Genomic DNA, 20,894 nt, shown 5'->3' on the forward strand with positions numbered 1-20,894 from the left:
GAATGCCTAACAGTCAAAAGATTCGTCATTCGTTATCATCTGCGCAATCTGGTATGTGGTTTGCGCAACAATTAGATCCGCTTAATCCGATATATAATACTGGGGAATATGTAGAAATAAACGGGAATATTCATCAAGACATTTTTGAATTAGCTGTACGTAAAGTTGTAATGGAAGCAGAAGCACTTCACGTTCGCTTCGAAGAGGATGAAATTGGCCCATGGCAAGTTATTGAAGAATCACAGTTCCATATGCATTTTATTGACGTTCGGAAAGAAGGAAACCCTGAAGAAGCTGCTAAAGTATGGATGAAAAATGATTTATCTATGCCAGTCGATTTGAAAAAAGATACTTTATTTACTGAAGCACTTATTCAAGTTGAAAATAATCGTTTCTTTTGGTATCAGCGCATCCATCACATTGTGATGGATGGCTATGGATTTTCACTTCTTAGCCAAAAGGTAGCGAATGAGTATACATCACTTATAGAAGAAACAAACAAGAATGAAAAGCCATTTGGTTCTCTTGCAAAAGTTGTGCAAGAAGATATTGAGTATCGTGAGTCTAAACAATTTCAGGAAAATCGTACTTTTTGGTTAGAAAAGTTTGCAGATGCCCCAGAAGTTGTAAGTTTGGCAGAACGAGCACCGAGAACATCAAATGGATTTTCACGAGAAACAGCTTATTTATCTAGTTCCAGCACGAAAACTTTACTAGAAGATATCAATATTTCGTTAACAAGTTGGCCGGAATTCATTGTGGCTGTAACAAGTATTTATATGCATAAATTAACAGGTGAAAATGATATTGTTTTAGGTTTACCGATGATGGGACGTCTAGGTTCTGTATCTATTCATACACCAAGTATGGTAATGAATTTAGTTCCACTTCGTATTACAGTAACTCCAAATATAACTCTTGCGGAATTATTGCAGCAAGTTTCTAAAGAAATCCGAGATGTACGTCGCCATTATAAATACCGTCATGAGGAATTAAGAAGAGACTTAAAGTTACTAGGTGAAAATCAAAGGTTGTTTGGACCGTTAGTGAATGTTATGCCTTTTGATTACGGGCTTAATTTTGCTGGAAATCGTGGTATTACGCATAACTTATCAGCAGGACCTGTAGATGATTTATCGATAAATGTATATAAACGTTTTGATCAAAATGAGCTAATGATTCATTTTGATGCGAATCCCGAAGTATATAATGGCGCAGAGCTAGCATTGCATAAAGAAAGATTTATGAATCTATTTGAATTAGTAATAAATAATTATGAGAAAAACGAGCCGATTGGAAAAATAAACATTACTCTGCCTGAAGAAAATCATAAAGTTTTATTGGAATGGAATGAAACGAAGGAAGACGATGAGTTAATCAGTTTACCTATATCATTTGAAAAACAAGTGCAAAAAAATCCAAATAAACTAGCGATTACTTGTGACGGTGTAATCCTTACGTATAAAGAGCTAAATGAACGAGCGAATGAACTAGCACATTATTTAGTAGAAGAAGGAATACGACCAAATCAGTTTGTAGCTTTAGTATTCCCTAGATCAATAGAAATGGTAGTTAGTATGCTAGCAGTCTTAAAGGCTGGTGCAGCGTATTTACCAATAGATCCAGAATACCCAGCAGAAAGAGTTAATTATATAGTAAATGATGCAAAACCAGTTTGTATCATAACACATTCATCTGTTTCCTCTAAGTTAGTTATAGAAAAGGATATGAAAAAAATTGTATTAGATGACGAAGAAACGAAACTAGCGTTACATACATATTCTCGTATGAATATAGCATGTAAGAATGATGTATCACTTTTAAACCCAGCCTATACAATATATACTTCAGGCTCAACAGGAAACCCAAAAGGTGTAATTGTTCCTATGAGAGGTTTAAGTAACTTTTTAATGGCTATGCAGCAAAAGTTTTCATTAAATGAAAATGATCATTTATTAGCAGTTACAACGTTTGCGTTTGATATTTCTGCTCTAGAAATTTATTTACCTCTTATTAGTGGTGCAAGTTTAACAATTGCGCAAAAAGAAGACATACAAGAGCCATCAGCATTAACGACACTTTTACAAGAAGAAAGAGTGACAATTATGCAGGCTACACCGACGCTTTGGCAGGCGTTAGTAACTGATTATCCAGAGAAGCTACAAGGGCTAAATATACTTGTTGGTGGTGAAGCTCTCCCAGCGCATTTAGCAAATAAATTAAAAGAATTAGGTTGTTCAATAACTAATTTATATGGACCAACTGAAACGACGATTTGGTCTACTTTCATGAACATTGATGAAGGTGAAAAGGGTATACCACCTATTGGAAAGCCAATTTGCAATACAGAAGTGTATGTATTGGATGCAGGGCTACAACCAGTTCCACCTGGAATTATTGGTGAATTATATATTGCAGGGGAAGGACTTGCAAGCGGATATTTAGGAAAACCTGAGTTAACAGCTGAACGGTTTGTTGCAAATCCTTATGGAGAATCAGGGAAGCGCATGTACCGTACAGGAGATCTTGTGAAATGGCGTAGTGATGGTGCGTTAGAGTACATTAGTCGCGCAGATCATCAAATTAAAATTCGTGGATTCCGAATTGAATTAGCTGAAATTGAAACGGTATTACAACGACATGAAAATATTCAACAAGCGGTAGTAATGGTACGAGAAGATCGTGCAAATGATAAACGCATCATTGCGTATATCGTTGCAGAAGAAAAGGAACCGATTAATCTTTCAGAAATTCGTTCTTATGTTTCAGAAAGTTTAGCGAATTATATGATACCATCGGCATTTGTTGTGCTAGAAGAATTACCATTAACGCCAAATGGTAAGGTTGACAGAAAGAAATTACCTGCTCCTGATTTTAATGGAATGAACAACGAGAGAGTTGCTAGAAATCCGAAAGAAGAAATATTATGTGATTTATTTGCAGAAGTACTTGGTGTTTCTCGAATTAGCATTGATGATAATTTCTTTGAAATGGGTGGACATTCACTTCTCGCATCTCGTTTAATGGCAAGAATTCGTGAAACGTTAAGTGTGGAATTAGGAATTGGGAAACTATTTGAATCACCAACTGTTGCCGAACTGGCGAAACAATTAAACCATGCAAAAAGCGCAAGACCAGCTATACAGAAAGCAAGTAGGCCAAATGAAGTTCCACTTTCATTTGCACAGCGCAGGTTATGGTTCTTAAATTGTTTAGAAGGTCCAAGTCCTACTTATAATATTCCGCTAGTCATTCGTATGAATGGAATATTGAATCGGGAAGCATTACAAGGTGCTTTTTATGATGTAGTTGAGAAACATGAAACACTTAGAACAATTTTCCCTAACATATTAGGTAGTTCCTATCAGAAAATTTTAGATATGGAAAACTTAAATCTAGAAATGGTTATAACTAATACATGTAAAGATGAATTAGAAAGTGTACTTTCAGAGGCGGTAAGATATAGTTTTAACCTCGATATTGAGCCGGCAGTTCGTTTGCAACTTTTTACAGTAAGTGAAAACGAACATGTATTATTAATTTTATTACATCATATTGTAGGTGATGGCTGGTCATTACAGCCGTTAACGAGAGATTTTACAGCGGCGTATAAAGCACGATGTCAAGGTGACAGAGTTCAGCTGGAGACACTACCAGTTCAATACGCAGATTATGCACTTTGGCAACAGCAATTGCTAGGTGATGAAACGACACCAGAGAGTCTTATTTCAACACAATTAGATTTTTGGAAAGAAGAACTTAAAGGTTTACCAGACCAAATGGAGTTACCTACAGATTTCCAGCGTCCAATTGAGACGAGTTACCGCGGGGAAACAATTCATTTTCATATAGATGAAGGTATGCATAGTAGGTTAGTAGAGCTTGCACGTAAAAATGGAGTTAGTTTGTTTATGGTATTGCAAGCAGGGCTTAGTGCACTATTTACAAGATTAGGTGCAGGCACTGATATACCAATTGGAAGTCCGATTGCTGGAAGAAATGATGATGTACTTTCAGATATCGTTGGTTTATTTGTAAATACATTAGTGTTACGTACAAATACGTCAGGAGATCCAAGTTTTAAAGAATTATTAAATAGAGTGAAGCAGGTAAATCTTGCAGCTTATGAAAATCAAGATGTTCCATTTGAAAGGCTTGTTGAAGTGTTAAATCCAGTACGTACTCGAAACAGCCACCCGTTGTTTCAAGTTATGTTAGCTTTTCAAAATACACCAGAAGCAACGTTTCATGCACCAGATTTAGAAGCGAGCCTTGAAATTCAAAGCGTTGGTTCTGCAAAATTTGATTTAACATTTGAAATTAGTGAGAGTAACGAGGTTGATGGTACTCCGAACGGTTTACATGGATTACTAGAGTTTAGTACCGATTTATATAAACGTGAAACGGTTCAAAAACTAATAGAACGATTCATTTTGTTATTAGATGATGCAGCTACAAATCCGGATCAATCAATTGGCAGATTAGAAATATTAACTGTAGCAGAGAAAAATACAGTGTTAGAAAAGTGGAATGGTGGTTTTCAAATTGCACCAGAAATGACATTGCCACAATTGTTTGAAAAGCAGGCTCATATAAATCCAAATTCTATAGCTGTTGTCTTTGAAAATAAGAAATTAACTTATGAAGAGTTAAATAGAAAAGCAAATAAAATAGCTCGATTCCTAATAGCAAAAGGGATTGGTCCTGATCAACTCGTTGCTTTAGCGATGCCAAGATCATTAAACATGGTTGTAAGCTTATTAGCTGTTCTTAAAGCTGGTGCTGGATACCTTCCGTTAGATCCAGATTACCCAGCAGACCGCATTTCATTTATGCTACACGATGCGAAACCATCATGTGTTTTAACGAATTCAGAAGTGGAAATTGAATGTGATGAGGCACTAAAAGTTTTAGTTGATGATGTGAAAGTAATAGCAGAAGTTGAGAAATATAGTGAAGAAAATATTGATGAAGTGGAACGAATTAAGCCATTATCTCCATCACATATTGCTTACGTTATTTATACGTCAGGCTCAACGGGTAGACCGAAAGGCGTTATGATACCTCATCAAAATGTAGTAAGACTTTTAGGAGCAACTGATCATTGGTTCCAGTTTGACGGAAACGATGTTTGGACGATGTTCCATTCATACGCTTTTGATTTCTCGGTTTGGGAAATTTGGGGACCTTTATTATACGGAGGGCGTTTAGTTGTAGTGCCACATACTGTAAGTCGCTCACCGAAAGAATTTTTACAGCTTCTTGTTAAAGAAAAGGTTACGGTTTTAAACCAAACTCCATCAGCGTTCTATCAATTGATGCAAGCAGATCGTGAAAATGAAGAGATTGGCCAAAAATTATCTTTACGATATGTTGTTTTTGGAGGAGAAGCACTTGAGCTAAGTCGCTTAGAAGATTGGTATAGTCGACATCCTCATAACGCACCAAAGCTTATTAATATGTACGGTATTACGGAGACGACAGTACATGTTAGTTATATTGAATTAGATGAAACTATCGTCTCTTTACGAGCAAATAGTTTAATTGGGTGCAGTATACCTGACCTTAAAGTGTATGTGTTAGACAACTATTTACAACCAGTGCCACCTGGAGTAGTTGGAGAAATGTATGTTGCAGGTGCAGGGCTTGCGCGTGGATATTTAGGAAGAGCAGGATTAACGGCTGAACGCTTTATCGCAGATCCATTTGGCAAGCCAGGTACAAGAATGTATCGTACAGGAGACTTAGCTCGCTGGCGTAAAGATGGGACGCTAGATTATATAGGACGTGCAGATCATCAAATAAAAATTCGTGGATTTCGAATTGAATTAGGAGAAATAGAAGCAGTCATAATGAAGCACCCTAAAGTTGAGCAAGTAGCCGTTATTGTACGGGAAGATCAACCAGGGGATAAACGGTTAGTTTCTTATATCGTTGCATCAAATAATGAAGCGATTGATACGAATGAAATGCGTCAGTTTGCTGGTGGTAGTTTACCAGATTATATGGTTCCATACGCTTTTGTAGTAGTAAATGAGTTACCTTTAACTCCAAACGGTAAATTAGATAGAAAGGCATTGCCAGCTCCAGAATTTATCGCATCATCTTCTAGTCGTGGTCCAAGAACACCGCAAGAAGAAATGTTATGTGACTTGTTTACAGAAGTGCTAAGTGTACCTCAAATTGGAATTGATGACGGATTCTTTGATCTTGGTGGCCATTCACTCCTTGCAGTACAGCTTATGAGCCGCATTAAAGAGGCGCTTGGAGTGGAACTAAACATTGGTACTTTATTTGCAGCACCGACTGTTGCAGGGTTAGCTGAAAGACTTGAGATGGGGAATGGTCAAAGTGCACTTGATGTGTTGCTTCCATTACGAGCAAGCGGGGATCAATTACCACTATTTTGTGTACATCCAGCAGGTGGATTAAGTTGGTGCTATGCAGGACTTATGAAATCTTTAGGGACAGATTATCCAATCTATGGTGTACAAGCACATGGTATCGCTAAAAATGAAGAACTTCCAAAAAGTTTAGAGGAGATGGCGGCGGATTACTTGAAACACGTTCGTGAAGTACAGCCTCATGGACCATATCGTTTATTAGGTTGGTCGCTTGGAGGAAATGTTGTGCATGCAATGGCGGCGCAATTACAAAATGAAGGGGAAGAAGTAGAATTACTCGTTATGCTTGATTCTTATCCTGGACACTTCTTACCGAATACGGAAGCGCCTACTGAAGAGGAAGCGTTAATCGCATTACTTGCTTTAGGCGGATATGACCCAGATAACATGGATGGTAAACCACTTACAATGGAAAGTGCAGTTGAAATCCTTCGTAAAGATGGAAGTGCATTAGCAAGTCTTGAAGAAGAGACTATATTGAACTTGAAAGAAACATATGTAAATTCAGTAGGGTTGTTAGGGAAATATGTACCGAAAGTTTATAATGGAGATATCTTATTCTTTAGATCTACTGTTATACCAGACTGGTTTGATCCTATTTCTCCAAATACGTGGCTAAATTATTTAGACGGGCAAATTGTGCAGCACGATATTGATTGTAGACATAAAGATCTATGTCAGCCAGGTCCGCTTACGGAAATTGGACAAGTATTAGCGAAATATTTGCAGAATAAGAAAGGGGTAAGTAGAGTATGACGAATCCATTTGAAAATGATAATTACACATATAAAGTATTAATAAATGAGGAGGGCCAATATTCTCTCTGGCCTGCTTTTCTCGATGTACCTATTGGCTGGAATGTCGTATATGAAGAAGCTAGTAGGCAGAGCTGCTTAGAATATGTTGAATATAACTGGAAAGATTTGAATCCAAAAAGTAATCAAGTTCGTGAAAAAACATTAGCAGGAAAACGATAATGAAAGCAAAACTAAATCCAAAAGTAGTCGTAAGTATCGTTTATATAACTGCGATGTTTATGGCTGCGATGGACGCAACGATTGTAAATGTAGCACTACAAACGATAAGTAAAGAACTACAAGTAACTCCATCTGCAATGGGGACGGTTAATGTTGGGTATTTAGTTAGTTTAGCTGTTTTCCTTCCGATTTCTGGTTGGTTAGGAGATCGATTTGGTACGAAAAGAGTGTTTTTAATTGCTCTTTTCGTATTTACAATTGCCTCTGCTTTATGCGGAATGGCTAACGATATTACTTCATTGAATATTTTCCGTATTATTCAAGGTGCTGGTGGAGGGCTTTTAACACCGGTTGGAATGGCAATGTTATTTCGAACATTTTCACCAGAGGAAAGACCGAAGATTTCTCGGTTCATTATACTTCCAATTGCTGTAGCACCAGCAATTGGTCCTATCATCGGTGGTTTCTTTGTAGATCAAATGTCTTGGCGTTGGGCATTTTATATTAATCTACCGTTTGGAATCGTTGCATTGCTCTTTGGACTTCTATTTTTAGCAGAGCATGTTGAAAAATCAGCTGGTCGCTTTGATTCTCTCGGCTTTATTTTATCAGCACCAGGATTTGCGATGCTCATATATGCACTCAGCCAGGGACCATCAAAAGGGTGGATTTCTCCAGAAATTATGAGTACTGGGATAGCTGGGGTTGTATTCATTACATTGTTTATAATCGTAGAACTGAAAGTAAAGCAACCGATGTTAGATTTACGCTTATTAAAAGAACCAGTCTTTAGAAAGATGAGCCTTATATCATTATTTTCATCAGCTGGTTTACTAGGAATGTTATTTGTTTTTCCACTTATGTATCAAAATGTGATAGGAGTTTCCGCGCTGGAATCAGGACTTACGACATTTCCAGAGGCGATTGGATTAATGATTTCTTCACAAATTGTGCCATGGTCATATAAGAAATTAGGAGCTCGAAAGGTAATTTCTATAGGATTAATTTGTACGGCGATTATCTTTGTTTTATTAAGTTTTATAAATCACGATACGAATCCGTGGCAAATTCGGGCATTATTGTTTGGTATCGGTATTTTCTTAGGTCAATCTGTCGGTGCGGTGCAATTTTCTGCCTTTAACAATATCACGCCGCCTTCCATGGGGAGAGCGACTACTATATTTAATGTGCAAAATCGATTAGGTTCAGCGATAGGAGTAGCTGTTTTAGCTAGTATACTAGCTGGTTTTGGAAGTAATAACGTTCAATCCAATTTTTTACCATATCAAGCAGCATTAATTGGATCAGCAATATTTTTGCTCATAGCACTACTATTTTCTTTACGTATTTCCGATAAAGAGGTAATGTCAAATAAGAAAGAAAAAACATTATCTGTATCAAAAAAAGAGAAAGCACTCGTCAATGAATAACAATATACGTATGCTTTTTTATGAAAATTGATATTCGTTGAATAAAGGAGAGTTTACATGATAGAAAGTAAAGTTGTAGATTCTGTTCCAACTTTGAATGAGAATGATTGTCAAATATGGTGGGCAAGAATTTCAGATTTACAATCATGGCATTACAATTTACTAAATGATATAGAGCGAGAGAAAGCAAATTCGTATCATCATTCGGCAGATCGAGCTCGTTTTATAATAGGTTGCGTAATTAGTAGATTAGTTCTCGGTAAGATACTTTCTATGTCACCAGTCCAAGTACCAATTGATCGAATGTGCTCAGTATGTAAATTGCAACATGGTAGACCACAATTACCAGAAGGTATGCCGCAATTATCCGTTTCACATTCAGGTGAGTGGGTTGTCGTTGCATTTACAAAATCTGCACCTGTTGGCATAGATGTAGAACAAATGAATCCTAATGTAGATGTTATGAAAATGGCAGAAGGTGTATTAACAGACATTGAAATAGCGCAAGTTATGAAACTACCAAATGAACAGAAAATAGAAGGTTTTTTAACATATTGGACTCGAAAAGAAGCGGTGCTGAAAGCGACAGGTGAAGGACTAATGATTCCGCCAGTACATATTACAGTATCAGCTCCAAATGATCCTCCAAACTTGTTGGTTTTTAAGGATAGACAAGAGTTAGCAAGTAATACAATGATGGAAGATGTAAGGTCTAGTTTAGATTATAGGGCCTCTGTTGCAATATTCAGTAAGGAAGTAACTGAAATTACGCAATTAGACGCGGCAGCACTTTTAAATCTTAAATAAAAAAATTATAGAAGAGGTGTTCCTCATGTTAGTAGCGGAAAATAGAAAGAATGAATTCACTTATAACGTACAAGCAATTAAAAATATTTTATTTTCTGGAGATACATCATCCATTCATGCTTTAGAAAAGCTTTTAAATGATACAGTTCAGTTTGATGTTCTTGAACAAGAGGCACTTGGTAGACAGAACATTCCGAAAGAAGCAAAGAATTTCTTTGATAAAGATGGAACATTTCTTTACCGTGTATCTAATGTTAGTTATAAAGGAAAGGTGTTATCTGAAAATCTAATTTTTGCAGACACTTCGTTTTTACCGGACGCAATAAAGAGTGAATTAGAGAGTGGAAATATTCCTGTTGAAAAGCTTATAGAAAAGATGGAAGTAAGAAGAAACGTATTATATGAAGGATATCAGCCATCTGGAAATATTATTGAATTGTTTGATGGATGTTCTGTTACAGCGAATGTGTATCCAACTAGAAAGTATCAAATTGTAAGTAACTGCAAATGTGTATTTTATATTTGTGAAGTGTATCATGCAGAGAATATAAAGCAATTGCTTAAATAAAAACGAGAAACCAGCCTATAAAATGGCTGGTTTCTTGTTTATTTAACAGCTTCTTTTAATTCTTTACCTGCTTTAAATGCAGGAACTTTACCAGCTGCGATTTGAATTTCTTCGCCAGTTTGCGGATTACGTCCTGTACGAGCAGATCTTTCGCGCACTTCAAAAGTTCCAAATCCGATTAATTGAACTTTATCGCCAGATTGTAATGCATTAGCAATTGTGTCAAATACGGATTGTACAGCTGCAGAAGCGTCCTTTTGAGAAATATCAGCTGATTGTGCTACGTTTTTAATTAATTCTGTTTTGTTCATGTTTTCACCTCATAAAAAAATTTTTGGAATGAATGTTTTAGTATAATAGATAGTAAAGATAAAGCTATCACTATGATTAGAAAGAATACTATATAATTATGTTAATTTCGTTGCAAGAGACTGAATCCCTTCTATTATTTAGGGATTAATTAAGAATCGATGCATATAAAAAGCTTTAATATGAGGATGAGGGGGAGTATATGAATGATTTTTCGTGAAAAAAATGAGAAGGAAAGTATATTAATTCGTCAACATGATCATGGTTTTTTAGCTGGAGAGATTGCAAAGCATATAAAAGAAGACTTTTTTGAAGGTAAAACATATTTAAAAGAAACAGTTGATGCAATATATGAGCATGACAGAGGATGGATAGAGCTAGATAAAGTACCAATTTTAAATGATGCTAAAAATATTCCATATACATTTATGGATTGTCCAAGCCCATTACGTTTTGTTTTTTATACGATTGGTTTGAATGAAATTGAAAATTATAATCCATACGGGGCATTGCTTTGCAGTAAACATTTTTTATCATTTCCACTAAACGAGGAAGATGAAGAGATGATGTCATTTTATAAACATGAATTAGAACGACAAAAAAGAATTTTGAAAACGTTAACAAAGGAACAGTTTGCGATGTTTGATAAACATTATAGATTATTAAAGTTTTGTGATGAACTTTCTTTATACGTATGTATGAATAAGCCTGGTGTAAAAAAGAAAGATGAAATTGATTTATTTAAAGATGGTTTTGAAGGAACAGAAATGTTTAATAGTAAGGATGAGAAACTTATTCAAGCTGAATGGGTGGACGAGGAAACAATTCGGATTACACCATTTCCATTTCAAACGGAATTTCATACGTATGTAAAATATAAAACGATAAATAAACATGAAATGAAAGAAAAAGGGATTGCAAAGGTTGATAGAGAATCGGAAACGAAGAAACAAATTATACGTTTCATACAATAGGGAGGTAATATAAATTGAAAGATTATATATTAAAGCAGTTTGATTACCATGCTTGGGCTAATACTAGATTATTCGATCGATTAAAAGAGTTATCAAACTATGAGACAATTTTTAATGAACAGATACAGAGTGTATTCCCATCCATTAAGGATACTTTTGTGCATATTTATATTACAGATCAAGTGTGGTTACACATATTGCATGGTAAAAGTATGAATGAAGCAATACAAGACCGAGAAGATTTACGAAAACAAATTGAAACTAAATCGTTACATGAATTAGAAAAAATGTTTGAAAACATGGCAAATCAATATAAAGACTTTTTAATTACAATACAAGATGTGAATGCTGTATTTGTTATTGAGAATCCATATGTAGGGAAATTAGAAACTTCGATTTTAGAATTAGTGCAACATGTCGTAAATCATGGTACATATCATAGAGGAAATATAACAGCGATGATCCGTCAACTTGGTCATTCGTCGACAATGATGGATTTTGTACTGTATTTACATATGGTTAAAAAGCAGGGAGAGTAATATAGTTTGTAAGAAGGAGAGGCTTTAATTATAGAAGTCTCTCCTTCTATTTTATTCCGCATTCATGGTAGATCGACTGATTAAAGTTTTCTTAAGAAGCTTTATTTTCTTGTAATTGCTTAGCGTATTGTACAGCCTTATATGCATTGACTCTACCGTTTTTCCAGTACGTACCTGTACCACTAATTTTATCAGAAGTTGACTCAATAATTTGGCGAATTTGTGTATTACTATATCCTTGATTTGCTAAAAGAGCAGCGACTCCTGCAACATGAGGTGTTGCCATAGATGTACCACTTAATGATTGATACGTGCTTCCTTTATATGTTGAATATATATTTGAACCTGGTGCTGCAACATCTACCCAGCTACCATAAGTAGAGAATGAAGATTTTCTATCTGATTGATCTGTAGAAGCAACTGCAATTACTTCGCTGTAATAAGCAGGGTAATTAGCTTTTGTATTTCCAGCATTTCCAGCAGCTGCAACTATAACAGAGCCTTTATTCCATGCATATTGAACGGCTTGTTGTAATGCAGTACCACCATTTGGAGCTCCTAAACTTAAACTAATTACTTTTGCACCCGAATCAGCAGCTTCTCGAATACCTTGCGCTACAGCATCAAGAGTACCACTTCCTTGATTATCTAATACGCGGACAGCATAAATTGAAGTTTGTGGGGCAACACCAGCAATTCCGACACTGTTATTCGTAAGTGCTCCAGTAATTCCAGCGCAATGTGTACCATGACCATTACCATCATCAGATGTGTTGTCGTTATCAACATAATCATGCCCGTAAATTACTTTCGAAGCCAAATCAGGATGTGAACCTTGAACTCCTGTATCAATAATAGCTACTTTTACACCAGGATCACTTCGTTGGCTATCCCAAGCTTGTGGAGCTTGAATCTTTTGTAATCCATATTGATTTTTAAAATATGGGTCGTTTGGAGTCCAAAAGGCGTGAACGTAATAATTCGGTTCTGCATATTCCACATCTGGATTATTTTTATAACTCTTTATTTTTTCTTTTACAGTACCTTTTGAAAATTGTACGACTTCAAAACCTAACTTATCATCTTTAGATAAGACATTAGCTCCGACAGATTTATGAAAAGATTGCACATTACTTAAAGATGCATTTTGCTTGAACTTAACGATTAATTGGTTAGGAACGTAATCAGTAGATGATGTTTCAGCGCTTGAAGTATTTGTGTTAAAGAAGAAACCACCAATAATAAATGATAAAACAGATAGGAAAACAATGATTTTGTTTTTCAAAAGATTTTTCCTCCCTTTTCTTGGATGAGTTTTTCAGCGACACTTTAATGTCGCATTCCTTTTCAACTATATAGTTAGACCATACGATTTATGACATTTATGTGAAAAACTTTTGGAGGAATAAAAAGGAGTAAACATTGATATAAATATATTTTTAATGATAGTAATTAAGTAAAAGAGGGGATGAAAAAAGGAATGCTCATCATATATGAGTCATTCCTTTTTTCATAGATTAACTTGCCTGTTTTTTATTATTTTCTTTCAATTTCTCTGCTTGTAAAAAGCGATTAGTTTCAGCAACAACAATACTACTTAATCCAATTAGACCAATTAAGTTTGGAATGGCCATAAGTCCATTTGCAATATCAGCAAATGTCCATACGATTCCTAGCTTTAAATTAGCACCAATTGCAATCATGAAAATAAAGATTGCTTTATAATATTTAACAGCACTTTCTCCGAATAAATAAGCTACACATTTTTCTCCATAATACGACCAGCCTAAAATAGTAGAGTAGGCAAATAAAATAATTGCGATACCGAGAATCATACTACCAGCAGTACCAAATACAGATTGGAATGCAAGTGTTGTAGCTTCAACACCAGTTTTACCAGATTTCCAAGCACCTGTAGTAATTAATACTAGTCCTGTAATTGTACATACAATAAACGTATCTAGAAAAGTACCAGTCATTGAAACTAAAGCTTGCTTTGCAGGTGAATCAGTTTTTGCAGCCGCCGCCGCAATTGGTGCACTCCCTAAACCAGCTTCATTCGCAAATACACCACGCGCCATTCCGATTTGAATAGCTGATGCAACTGTTGCCCCAATAAAACCACCAGCAGCTGCTGTACCATTAAATGCACCAGAAAAAATAAGTGAAAATGCTTCAGGAATTTGGTCGTAGTGATAGAAAATAATTATAAGACCAGCAATTATATAAAAGAAAGCTTTAATAGGAACGACATATCCCGTCACTTTCCCGATTTTTTTTACACCGCCTAAAATAACAATTGCGATTAAAAATGCCATTAGTATACCAGTTAAAGCAGGAGGGAAAGAGAAATTAATTCGCATTGCCTCTGCAACTGAATTAGATTGCACCATATTACCAATACCGAAAGAAGCAGTTGTACCGAATATAGCGAATAATACTGCTAGCCATTTCTTACCCAAACCACGTTCTAAATAATACATTGGCCCACCTGAATATTCACCATTTTCATTACTAACACGGTATTTCACTGCAAGTATTGCTTCAGCATACTTTGTTGCCATACCGAACAATGCGGTAATCCACATCCAAAATATTGCACCAGGTCCACCTATAGTAACAGCTGTTGCAACACCGGCTATATTTCCCATACCAATCGTTGCGGCCATAGCTGTCATAAGTGCTTGGAAGTGACTAATATCTCCAGAAGAAGAAGTATCTTCTGATTTTTTAAACGCTAGTTTGTGAGCGTATAATAGTTTACTAAACTGTAAACCTTTCAAACGCACTGTGAGAATGACACCAGTTCCAACGAGTAGCAACAAAGTTGGTAATCCCCACACGTATTGATTTAGTTGTTCTAATACTTTACTTACTGTCTCCATCTTTATTCTCCTTTTTTAGAAAAAATAAAAACCACTTCAAGTAAATGAAATGGTCTCTGGAGAAACAAGGGATAGAAAAATAAACCGATACAATCGGCTTTTTCTTTCGCTTGTCTCTGTCCTTTTACCTGAGAGATTATCCGCTAAAGTAGCGGATTTGCTCCTTCGGTGCTCGTTTTCCTCCGCGCTCTATAAAAGCGAGAGGGAGTCTCTCCAGAGATTCGTCCCCATGCAGTTCTACTTGTAACCAAGACCTGAGAGTTTCAAAGTTGGTATAACAACTTTTTGCCCCGTCGGTAGATCAATAGACCTTCTCCTGAATGGTTCATCCGAATTATAAAATTTACAAACACATTGATTGTAAATCAATAAAAACATTATAGACATACAAATTGTGAATTGCAATCATTTTTTATTTTAAAATAGTAAATAGTTTTATTTTTTTGTAAGTCCTAATTTATCTTCAACTTCATTTAAAGTAGATAAAGCGATGACAATATGTTGATCCGCAAGTCCTAAAGCTTGTTTTGTTTTTTCAATAGTTTCATTGGTTGGAATAGAGTTATTTGTTCCGTCTATAATCAAATTTGCTGCATTTTTCATGAAATTTGATGCGGATTTAAACTGAGTTGTGAATTGAAGTAGTTGTTTTTGTATATCTATATCTGTGATGTTTTCTTCAATTTTAAGTGTGTCTATTTCGTTCATAATTGTTTCATACTGCTTGGAAACGGCATTCATTGTAACTAATAGTTTATTTCGATCTACTGAATCTCCATTCGTGTTAATCTCTTCCCAGGCAGGCAACCAATCTTTTTCAATGATTTCATTATAATTAGTAGTCAATTCATTAATTTTAGGTTGTAATTTCGTTTTGAAAGTTTTTGTATCCGCTGTTTCTACAGGTGCTTTTTCGTTGTTATTTTTAACATTAGTAACGTAGAAAATTGTACCGAAAATGATGAAAATAGAAATAATAACTGTCCATTTAGTAAAAAATAATTTCTGCAATATGTAACGCCTCCAAAATTTAAAAACTTATAATTATAATATATAACAATAATGTTGTTTGGAGTAGAGAAAATAGGTTGGAAATGATTTAAATTATATCTTTTCTATACATAAATAATTAAAGTTAGTAAAATGATGAAAGTTATATGTGAGAAAAGAGGGTTTTTAGTGAAAATGAATAGAAGAAAACTAGTTTCAAGTCTTTCAATGGCTATGTTATTAGTTGGTGTAATTGCATTCATATTTATGAATAAAGAATCTAAAATTAAAGGTTTTCCAGTACCAATGTCAGCAATTCATATTAACGATGATAAGGAAGAGGACTATCAATATATAAGTGTAATGCCAATTACAAAGGCGAGTGGATGGGAGAACTTAGGGGAAAACGGGCATACTGTTAGTTTTAAAAAAGGGGAGCGGAAGGTAGCAGTAGTACATTATCCAGGAGACATTACGTATTATTTATTTGAAAAATAATTGATGATAAAAGAGATAGGGAGTAGATGATAATGTAAGATTGTTTACTTTCTATCTTTTTTGGATTTTAATTCTGAATTGTTTGAATTAAAAATATTATGCGTATAGAATAAAATAGTATTTCTTATGGAAATGAGTTGATAGTTTGCCAAGTATAAAAAATAGGATGTTTTATTGAATGATATAGATAATCAGTAATATATAATTATGTTATGTAAACTGTAAGTGGAATAAGAAAGCGAAGCAAGAGATTTGAATTTTTATATTCTAGATGTCTTTTTACAAGCTAAGTATTTCGGTAATCAATTTACAGCATTTACGGAGGGGCATCAAACTTCGAGTAAGTAAATGGATCGAATCATAAGGGGGAATTAAAAATGTTACTAAAAACAATCTACTGTAAGGTGGAAGAAGAGAAAAAAGAATTGTTTTCCAGTGCGCAAGAAAAATGGCGTGATATACAGCACCTAGATGGTTTTCATGGACAATTTGGTGGATGGAATGAAGATGAGGCATGTGTATTTACTTTATGGGAAGATAGAAGTGTATATCAATCATTTATGAATGGTGCTCACGATACAATTTATTTAAATAGTAATCAAGAGGATACGTTTCTTTCATGTGAAATTGAATTATTTCAAACGTTGTATGATATAACTGATATGCATTTGAAAGACGCTGTAATAGAGGGAGCATTCGTAAGAGTTGCTATATGTGATGTAAAGTTGGAAAAGGAAAAGCATTTTTTACATAAGCAAGAAACAATTTGGAATAAAGGAATGGAAAAAGCAAAAGGAATGCTAGGTGGAGTAGTTGGGAAGTCTTTGAAAAATGAAAATCGTTACATAGTGTTAACGTATTGGAAAGATGAAATAGCGCACCAACATTATGTGGAAGAGATTTTCCCAGATTTATATAAATTAGCTAATATTCATGAAGATATAGAAAAGATACAAGGGAAACAAGCTGTATGTAAGGAAGAATGGCTTGTATATTAAACGATGAAAAAGTGCATAAATGAATGTATAATAAAGATATTTTCTTATAAACAAGTAATTAATAGAAGACGTTATATACCCTTTCATGTTAATATATTTAAGTTATAATAGGAGGCTTACCCTTTTGTATTGTACGGTAGAAGCAGTGTGAGCTTGAAATTTTTTTTAGAAAAGGATGTGCCTAATTTGCGTATCAATAAATTTATTAGTGAAGCTGGAAAAGCGTCTCGACGTGGAGCGGATAAACTAATTAATGAGAGAAGAGTAATTATTAACGGTAAGGTTGCAAAAATTGGTGACCAAGTGAACCCAGGTGATGATGTACGAGTAAATGGAGAGCAGCTTCGAATTGCTCGAGATCACGTATATATCGCTTTAAATAAACCAGTAGGTATTACATGTACGAGTGAAAAAGCTGTAAAAGGTAATATTATCGATTTAGTGAACCATCCTTTACGAATTAGTCACATTGGACGTCTTGATAAAGACTCAGACGGTTTAATTTTATTAACGAATGATGGTGATATTGTTAATGAAATTTTACGTGCTGAAAACAAACATGAGAAAGAATATATCGTTTCAGTAGATAAGCCAATTACACCTGATTTCTTAGAGAAAATGGCAGCGGGTGTTAAAATTTTAGGAACAAAAACGCTTCCTTGTGAGGTTACACAGTTATCAAAATATGAGTTCCAAATTATTTTAACACAAGGGCTAAATCGTCAAATTCGCCGTATGTGTGAAGCTTTAGGTTATCAAGTATACACGTTAAAACGTACGAGAATTATGAATATCGAATTGAATAATTTACCAGTTGGGCAGTGGAGAGATTTAACGAAGAAAGAGAAAAGACGTCTATTTGCAGACTTAAATTACGAACCACAAGATTGGTAAAATTGTGAAGTGAAACCAAAAAAATTTGGTTTCACTTTTTTAATTAAATAAATAAATTTTTTAAACACTTGCAAAAATAAAATGAATAAGATATATTAAATAACAATAAATGGATGTTTTACAAAAAGCAAAGAAAAGGACACGAGTTATTTTACCCGGTTATACAGAGAAGGAAGGAAAGCTGAGAACTTCCTAACGCAGAAAAATAACTTACCACCTTAGAGCTGCCCTAGGGAAATTAAGTATCTAGTGCCGTGTATGCGACGTTATCGCAAAAGAAGCCATTATGTTTTTTGTGATGGGAATCTGGGTGGAACCACGGATATAAGCATATTCGTCCCTATATTTAGGGATGAATATGCTTTTTTGCATTCAATTTCATAATAAGCGAAGAAAAGGACACGAGTTATTTTACCCGGTTATACAGAGAAGGAAGGAAAGCTGAGAACTTCCTAACGCAGAAAAATAACTTACCACCTTAGAGCTGCACTAGGGAAATTAAGTATCTAGTGCCGTATAAACGACGTTACCGTAAAAGAAGCCATTGCATTTTGTGATGGGAATCTGGGTGGAACCACGGGTATAAGCACGCTCGTCCCTATTTTAGGGATGAGTGTGCTTTTTATTATGAAATGGAGAGATGAAAAATGAAAGAACAAATGATTGAAATTAAATTTCCAGATGGTAGCGTGAAAGAATTTGGAAAAGGAATTACTTTAGAAGAAATTGCGGGATCTATTAGTAGTAGTTTGAAAAAGAAAGCAGTCGGGGGGAAAGTGAATGATGGATTATATGATTTACGCCGAAATATTGAAGAAAATGCGGAAGTAGAAATCATTACTATAGATTCAAATGAAGGTGTAGAAATTGCAAGACACTCCGCGGCACATATTTTAGCGCAAGCTGTAAAAAGAATGTATGGTGATATAAATCTTGGGGTAGGGCCTGTTATTGAAAATGGATTTTATTATGATATGGATCTTCCAAGTAGTGTAAACATAGAAGATTTACGAAAAATCGAAAAAGAAATGAAAAAGATTATAAATGAAAATATAAAGATAGAACGAGTTGAGGTTTCTCGTGAAGAAGCAGCAAAACTGTTTCAAGAAATGAACGATTGCTTGAAATTAGAACTTTTAGAAGCAATTCCTAGTGGGGAAAGTGTAACACTATATAAACAAGGTGAATTTGTAGATTTATGTAGAGGGCCACATTTACCATCAACAGGTTATTTGAAAGCATTTCAATTAACTCACGTTTCCGGTGCATATTGGCGAGGTGATAGTAATAACCAAGTGCTTCAGCGCATATATGGTGTTGCATTCTCTTCTCAAAAAGAATTAGAAGAGTATTTACATTTCGTTGAAGAAGCAGCAAAAAGAAATCATCGTAAGTTAGGCAATGAGCTTGAGTTATTTATGTTTTCTGAAGAGGCTCCGGGAATGCCGTTTTATTTACCGAAAGGACAAATGATTCGTAACGAATTGGAAGCATTTTTAAGAGAAATTCAAAAAGAGTACAATTATCAAGAAGTACGCACTCCGTTCATGATGAACCAAGAAGTATGGGAGAAATCAGGGCACTGGGGACATTATAAAGATAATATGTATTTCTCTGAAGTAGATAATAAAAGTTTTGCATTAAAACCGATGAACTGTCCAGGGCACATGCTTATGTTTAAAAATAAATTGCATTCTTATCGTGAATTACCGATTCGTATGTGTGAATTTGGTCAAGTACATCGCCATGAGTTTAGTGGTGCGTTAAACGGATTATTAAGAGTACGTACTTTCTGCCAAGATGATGCACATTTATTTGTAACTCCAAAACAAATTGAAAATGAAATTAAATCAGTAATGGCGCAGATTGATTACGTATATAAAACTTTTGGATTCGAATATGAAGTAGAACTTTCTACTCGTCCAGAAGATTCAATGGGTGATGATAAATTATGGGAGCAAGCAGAAGCAGCATTAGAAAATGTATTACAATCGCTAAATTATAAATATAGACTAAATGAAGGTGACGGTGCATTTTACGGGCCGAAAATTGATTTTCATATTAAAGATGCTTTAAATAGAAGTCACCAGTGCGGAACAATCCAGCTTGATTTCCAAATGCCAGAGAAATTTGATTTAAATTATATAGATGAAAATAATGAAAAGAAAAGACCAGTTGTTATTCACAGGGCAGTTTTAGGGTCATTAGATCGCTTTTTAGCAATATTAATTGAGCACTTTGGAGGGGCGTTCCCGGCATGGGTGGCACCAGTTCAAGTGAAAGTAATTCCAGTTTCAAATGCAGTACATGAACAATATGCCAATGAGATTGCACTTAAATTAGCACAAGCTGGAGTTCGTGTTGAACGAGATGCACGAGATGAAAAATTAGGATATAAAATAAGAGAAGCACAAATACAAAAAGTACCGTATGTTCTTGTTATTGGGGATAAGGAAATGGAAAACGGAGCTGTAAATGTACGTAAATATGGAGAAGAGAAGTCAGAAGTTGTTGCGCTAGATTTATTTGTGGCAAGTATTGAAGAAGAAATAAAGAATAGAAAATATTGATTGTAAAGAAAACACACTATTAGAAATTAGTGTGTTTTCTTTTTTATCTTA

At 34.9% G+C, this 20,894-nt stretch carries 15 protein-coding genes, 1 riboswitch and 2 other annotated features; of the genes, 11 read left to right on the forward strand and 4 right to left on the reverse strand.

The features are described 5' to 3' along the window. Positions 1-2 precede the first annotated feature (2 nt). From ACUXVC_RS11400 to ACUXVC_RS11420, 5 genes are read left to right on the forward strand one after another with little or no spacing between them, the layout of a single operon-like run. Positions 3-7,160 carry an amino acid adenylation domain-containing protein gene (locus tag ACUXVC_RS11400; protein ID WP_144465468.1) on the forward strand — a complete coding sequence of 2,386 codons (7,158 nt, stop codon included), beginning with the start codon at positions 3-5 and terminating at the stop codon, positions 7,158-7,160. After that, on the forward strand, positions 7,157-7,381 hold the full coding sequence (locus ACUXVC_RS11405) for an MbtH family protein (protein WP_000184057.1): 225 nt from the start codon (positions 7,157-7,159) through the stop codon (positions 7,379-7,381). Before ACUXVC_RS11400 ends, ACUXVC_RS11405 begins: the two co-directional genes overlap by 4 nt. Further along, a complete protein-coding gene (locus ACUXVC_RS11410) occupies positions 7,381-8,811 on the forward strand; it encodes an MDR family MFS transporter (protein WP_144465469.1) in 1,431 nt (476 codons plus the stop codon). The genes ACUXVC_RS11405 and ACUXVC_RS11410 overlap by 1 nt, the downstream gene beginning before the upstream one ends. A gap of 57 nt (positions 8,812-8,868) precedes the next feature. Continuing rightward, positions 8,869-9,618, forward strand: coding sequence for a 4'-phosphopantetheinyl transferase Sfp (gene sfp / locus ACUXVC_RS11415; RefSeq protein WP_144465470.1), 750 nt, complete (start codon positions 8,869-8,871; stop codon positions 9,616-9,618). Positions 9,619-9,643: 25 nt separating this feature from the next. Continuing rightward, positions 9,644-10,186, forward strand: coding sequence for a hypothetical protein (locus ACUXVC_RS11420; protein ID WP_053564558.1), 543 nt, complete (start codon positions 9,644-9,646; stop codon positions 10,184-10,186). A 38-nt stretch (positions 10,187-10,224) separates the two neighbouring features. Here ACUXVC_RS11420 and ACUXVC_RS11425 read toward each other — a convergent pair whose 3' ends face one another. Then, on the reverse strand, positions 10,225-10,497 hold the full coding sequence (locus ACUXVC_RS11425) for an HU family DNA-binding protein (RefSeq protein ID WP_001043905.1): 273 nt from the start codon (positions 10,495-10,497) through the stop codon (positions 10,225-10,227). A gap of 204 nt (positions 10,498-10,701) precedes the next feature. Between ACUXVC_RS11425 and ACUXVC_RS11430 the strand changes: the two genes are divergently transcribed. Further along, positions 10,702-11,469, forward strand: coding sequence for a DUF3891 family protein (locus ACUXVC_RS11430; protein ID WP_078400259.1), 768 nt, complete (start codon positions 10,702-10,704; stop codon positions 11,467-11,469). 14 nt (positions 11,470-11,483) lie between these two features. Further along, positions 11,484-12,008 (forward strand): DinB family protein, encoded by a 525-nt coding sequence (locus tag ACUXVC_RS11435; RefSeq protein WP_078400260.1) that lies wholly within the window; start codon positions 11,484-11,486, stop codon positions 12,006-12,008. Between the two features lie 91 nt (positions 12,009-12,099). On the opposite strand, the gene ACUXVC_RS11440 is transcribed toward ACUXVC_RS11435, so the two are convergent. The 3 genes from ACUXVC_RS11440 to ACUXVC_RS11450 form a co-directional block, all read right to left on the reverse strand. After that, the gene (locus tag ACUXVC_RS11440; RefSeq protein WP_065223657.1) at positions 12,100-13,293 is read right to left on the reverse strand and encodes a S8 family peptidase; all 1,194 of its coding nucleotides are present in this window, start codon (positions 13,291-13,293) and stop codon (positions 12,100-12,102) included. A 232-nt stretch (positions 13,294-13,525) separates the two neighbouring features. Further along, positions 13,526-14,893 (reverse strand): alanine/glycine:cation symporter family protein, encoded by a 1,368-nt coding sequence (locus ACUXVC_RS11445; RefSeq protein ID WP_071730145.1) that lies wholly within the window; start codon positions 14,891-14,893, stop codon positions 13,526-13,528. A 106-nt stretch (positions 14,894-14,999) separates the two neighbouring features. After that, a riboswitch (glycine riboswitch) is annotated at positions 15,000-15,120 on the reverse strand. Positions 15,121-15,328: 208 nt separating this feature from the next. Further along, entirely contained in the window at positions 15,329-15,904 is a 576-nt protein-coding gene (locus ACUXVC_RS11450) for a hypothetical protein (RefSeq protein WP_095690953.1), read from the reverse strand. Between the two features lie 132 nt (positions 15,905-16,036). On the opposite strand from ACUXVC_RS11450, the gene ACUXVC_RS11455 reads away from it, so the two are divergent. From ACUXVC_RS11455 to thrS, 4 genes are all read left to right on the forward strand, one after another. Continuing rightward, on the forward strand, positions 16,037-16,381 hold the full coding sequence (locus ACUXVC_RS11455) for a hypothetical protein (RefSeq protein ID WP_142947220.1): 345 nt from the start codon (positions 16,037-16,039) through the stop codon (positions 16,379-16,381). Between the two features lie 377 nt (positions 16,382-16,758). Next, positions 16,759-17,379 (forward strand): YdbC family protein, encoded by a 621-nt coding sequence (locus ACUXVC_RS11460; protein ID WP_095690951.1) that lies wholly within the window; start codon positions 16,759-16,761, stop codon positions 17,377-17,379. A 186-nt stretch (positions 17,380-17,565) separates the two neighbouring features. Next, complete coding sequence (rluF, locus tag ACUXVC_RS11465) at positions 17,566-18,273, forward strand: 23S rRNA pseudouridine(2604) synthase RluF (RefSeq protein ID WP_001222162.1); 708 nt, start codon at positions 17,566-17,568, stop codon at positions 18,271-18,273. Between the two features lie 121 nt (positions 18,274-18,394). Continuing rightward, positions 18,395-18,618 (forward strand) — a binding site (T-box leader). Positions 18,619-18,654: 36 nt separating this feature from the next. Beyond that, positions 18,655-18,876: a binding site (T-box leader), on the forward strand. Positions 18,877-18,920: 44 nt separating this feature from the next. Continuing rightward, positions 18,921-20,843 (forward strand): threonine--tRNA ligase, encoded by a 1,923-nt coding sequence (gene thrS, locus ACUXVC_RS11470; protein WP_095690950.1) that lies wholly within the window; start codon positions 18,921-18,923, stop codon positions 20,841-20,843. Positions 20,844-20,894 lie beyond the last annotated feature (51 nt).

This window comes from Bacillus sp. N6 (assembly GCF_052805735.1).

Coding starts and splice junctions, on each gene's coding strand:
- ACUXVC_RS11400 (WP_144465468.1), top strand. CDS start 3: ATGCCTAACAGTCAAAAGATTCGTCATTCGTTATCATCTGCGCAATCT.
- ACUXVC_RS11405 (WP_000184057.1), top strand. CDS start 7,157: ATGACGAATCCATTTGAAAATGATAATTACACATATAAAGTATTAATA.
- ACUXVC_RS11410 (WP_144465469.1), top strand. CDS start 7,381: ATGAAAGCAAAACTAAATCCAAAAGTAGTCGTAAGTATCGTTTATATA.
- sfp (WP_144465470.1), top strand. CDS start 8,869: ATGATAGAAAGTAAAGTTGTAGATTCTGTTCCAACTTTGAATGAGAAT.
- ACUXVC_RS11420 (WP_053564558.1), top strand. CDS start 9,644: ATGTTAGTAGCGGAAAATAGAAAGAATGAATTCACTTATAACGTACAA.
- ACUXVC_RS11425 (WP_001043905.1), bottom strand. CDS start 10,497: ATGAACAAAACAGAATTAATTAAAAACGTAGCACAATCAGCTGATATT.
- ACUXVC_RS11430 (WP_078400259.1), top strand. CDS start 10,702: ATGATTTTTCGTGAAAAAAATGAGAAGGAAAGTATATTAATTCGTCAA.
- ACUXVC_RS11445 (WP_071730145.1), bottom strand. CDS start 14,893: ATGGAGACAGTAAGTAAAGTATTAGAACAACTAAATCAATACGTGTGG.
- ACUXVC_RS11455 (WP_142947220.1), top strand. CDS start 16,037: ATGATGAAAGTTATATGTGAGAAAAGAGGGTTTTTAGTGAAAATGAAT.
- ACUXVC_RS11460 (WP_095690951.1), top strand. CDS start 16,759: ATGTTACTAAAAACAATCTACTGTAAGGTGGAAGAAGAGAAAAAAGAA.
- thrS (WP_095690950.1), top strand. CDS start 18,921: ATGAAAGAACAAATGATTGAAATTAAATTTCCAGATGGTAGCGTGAAA.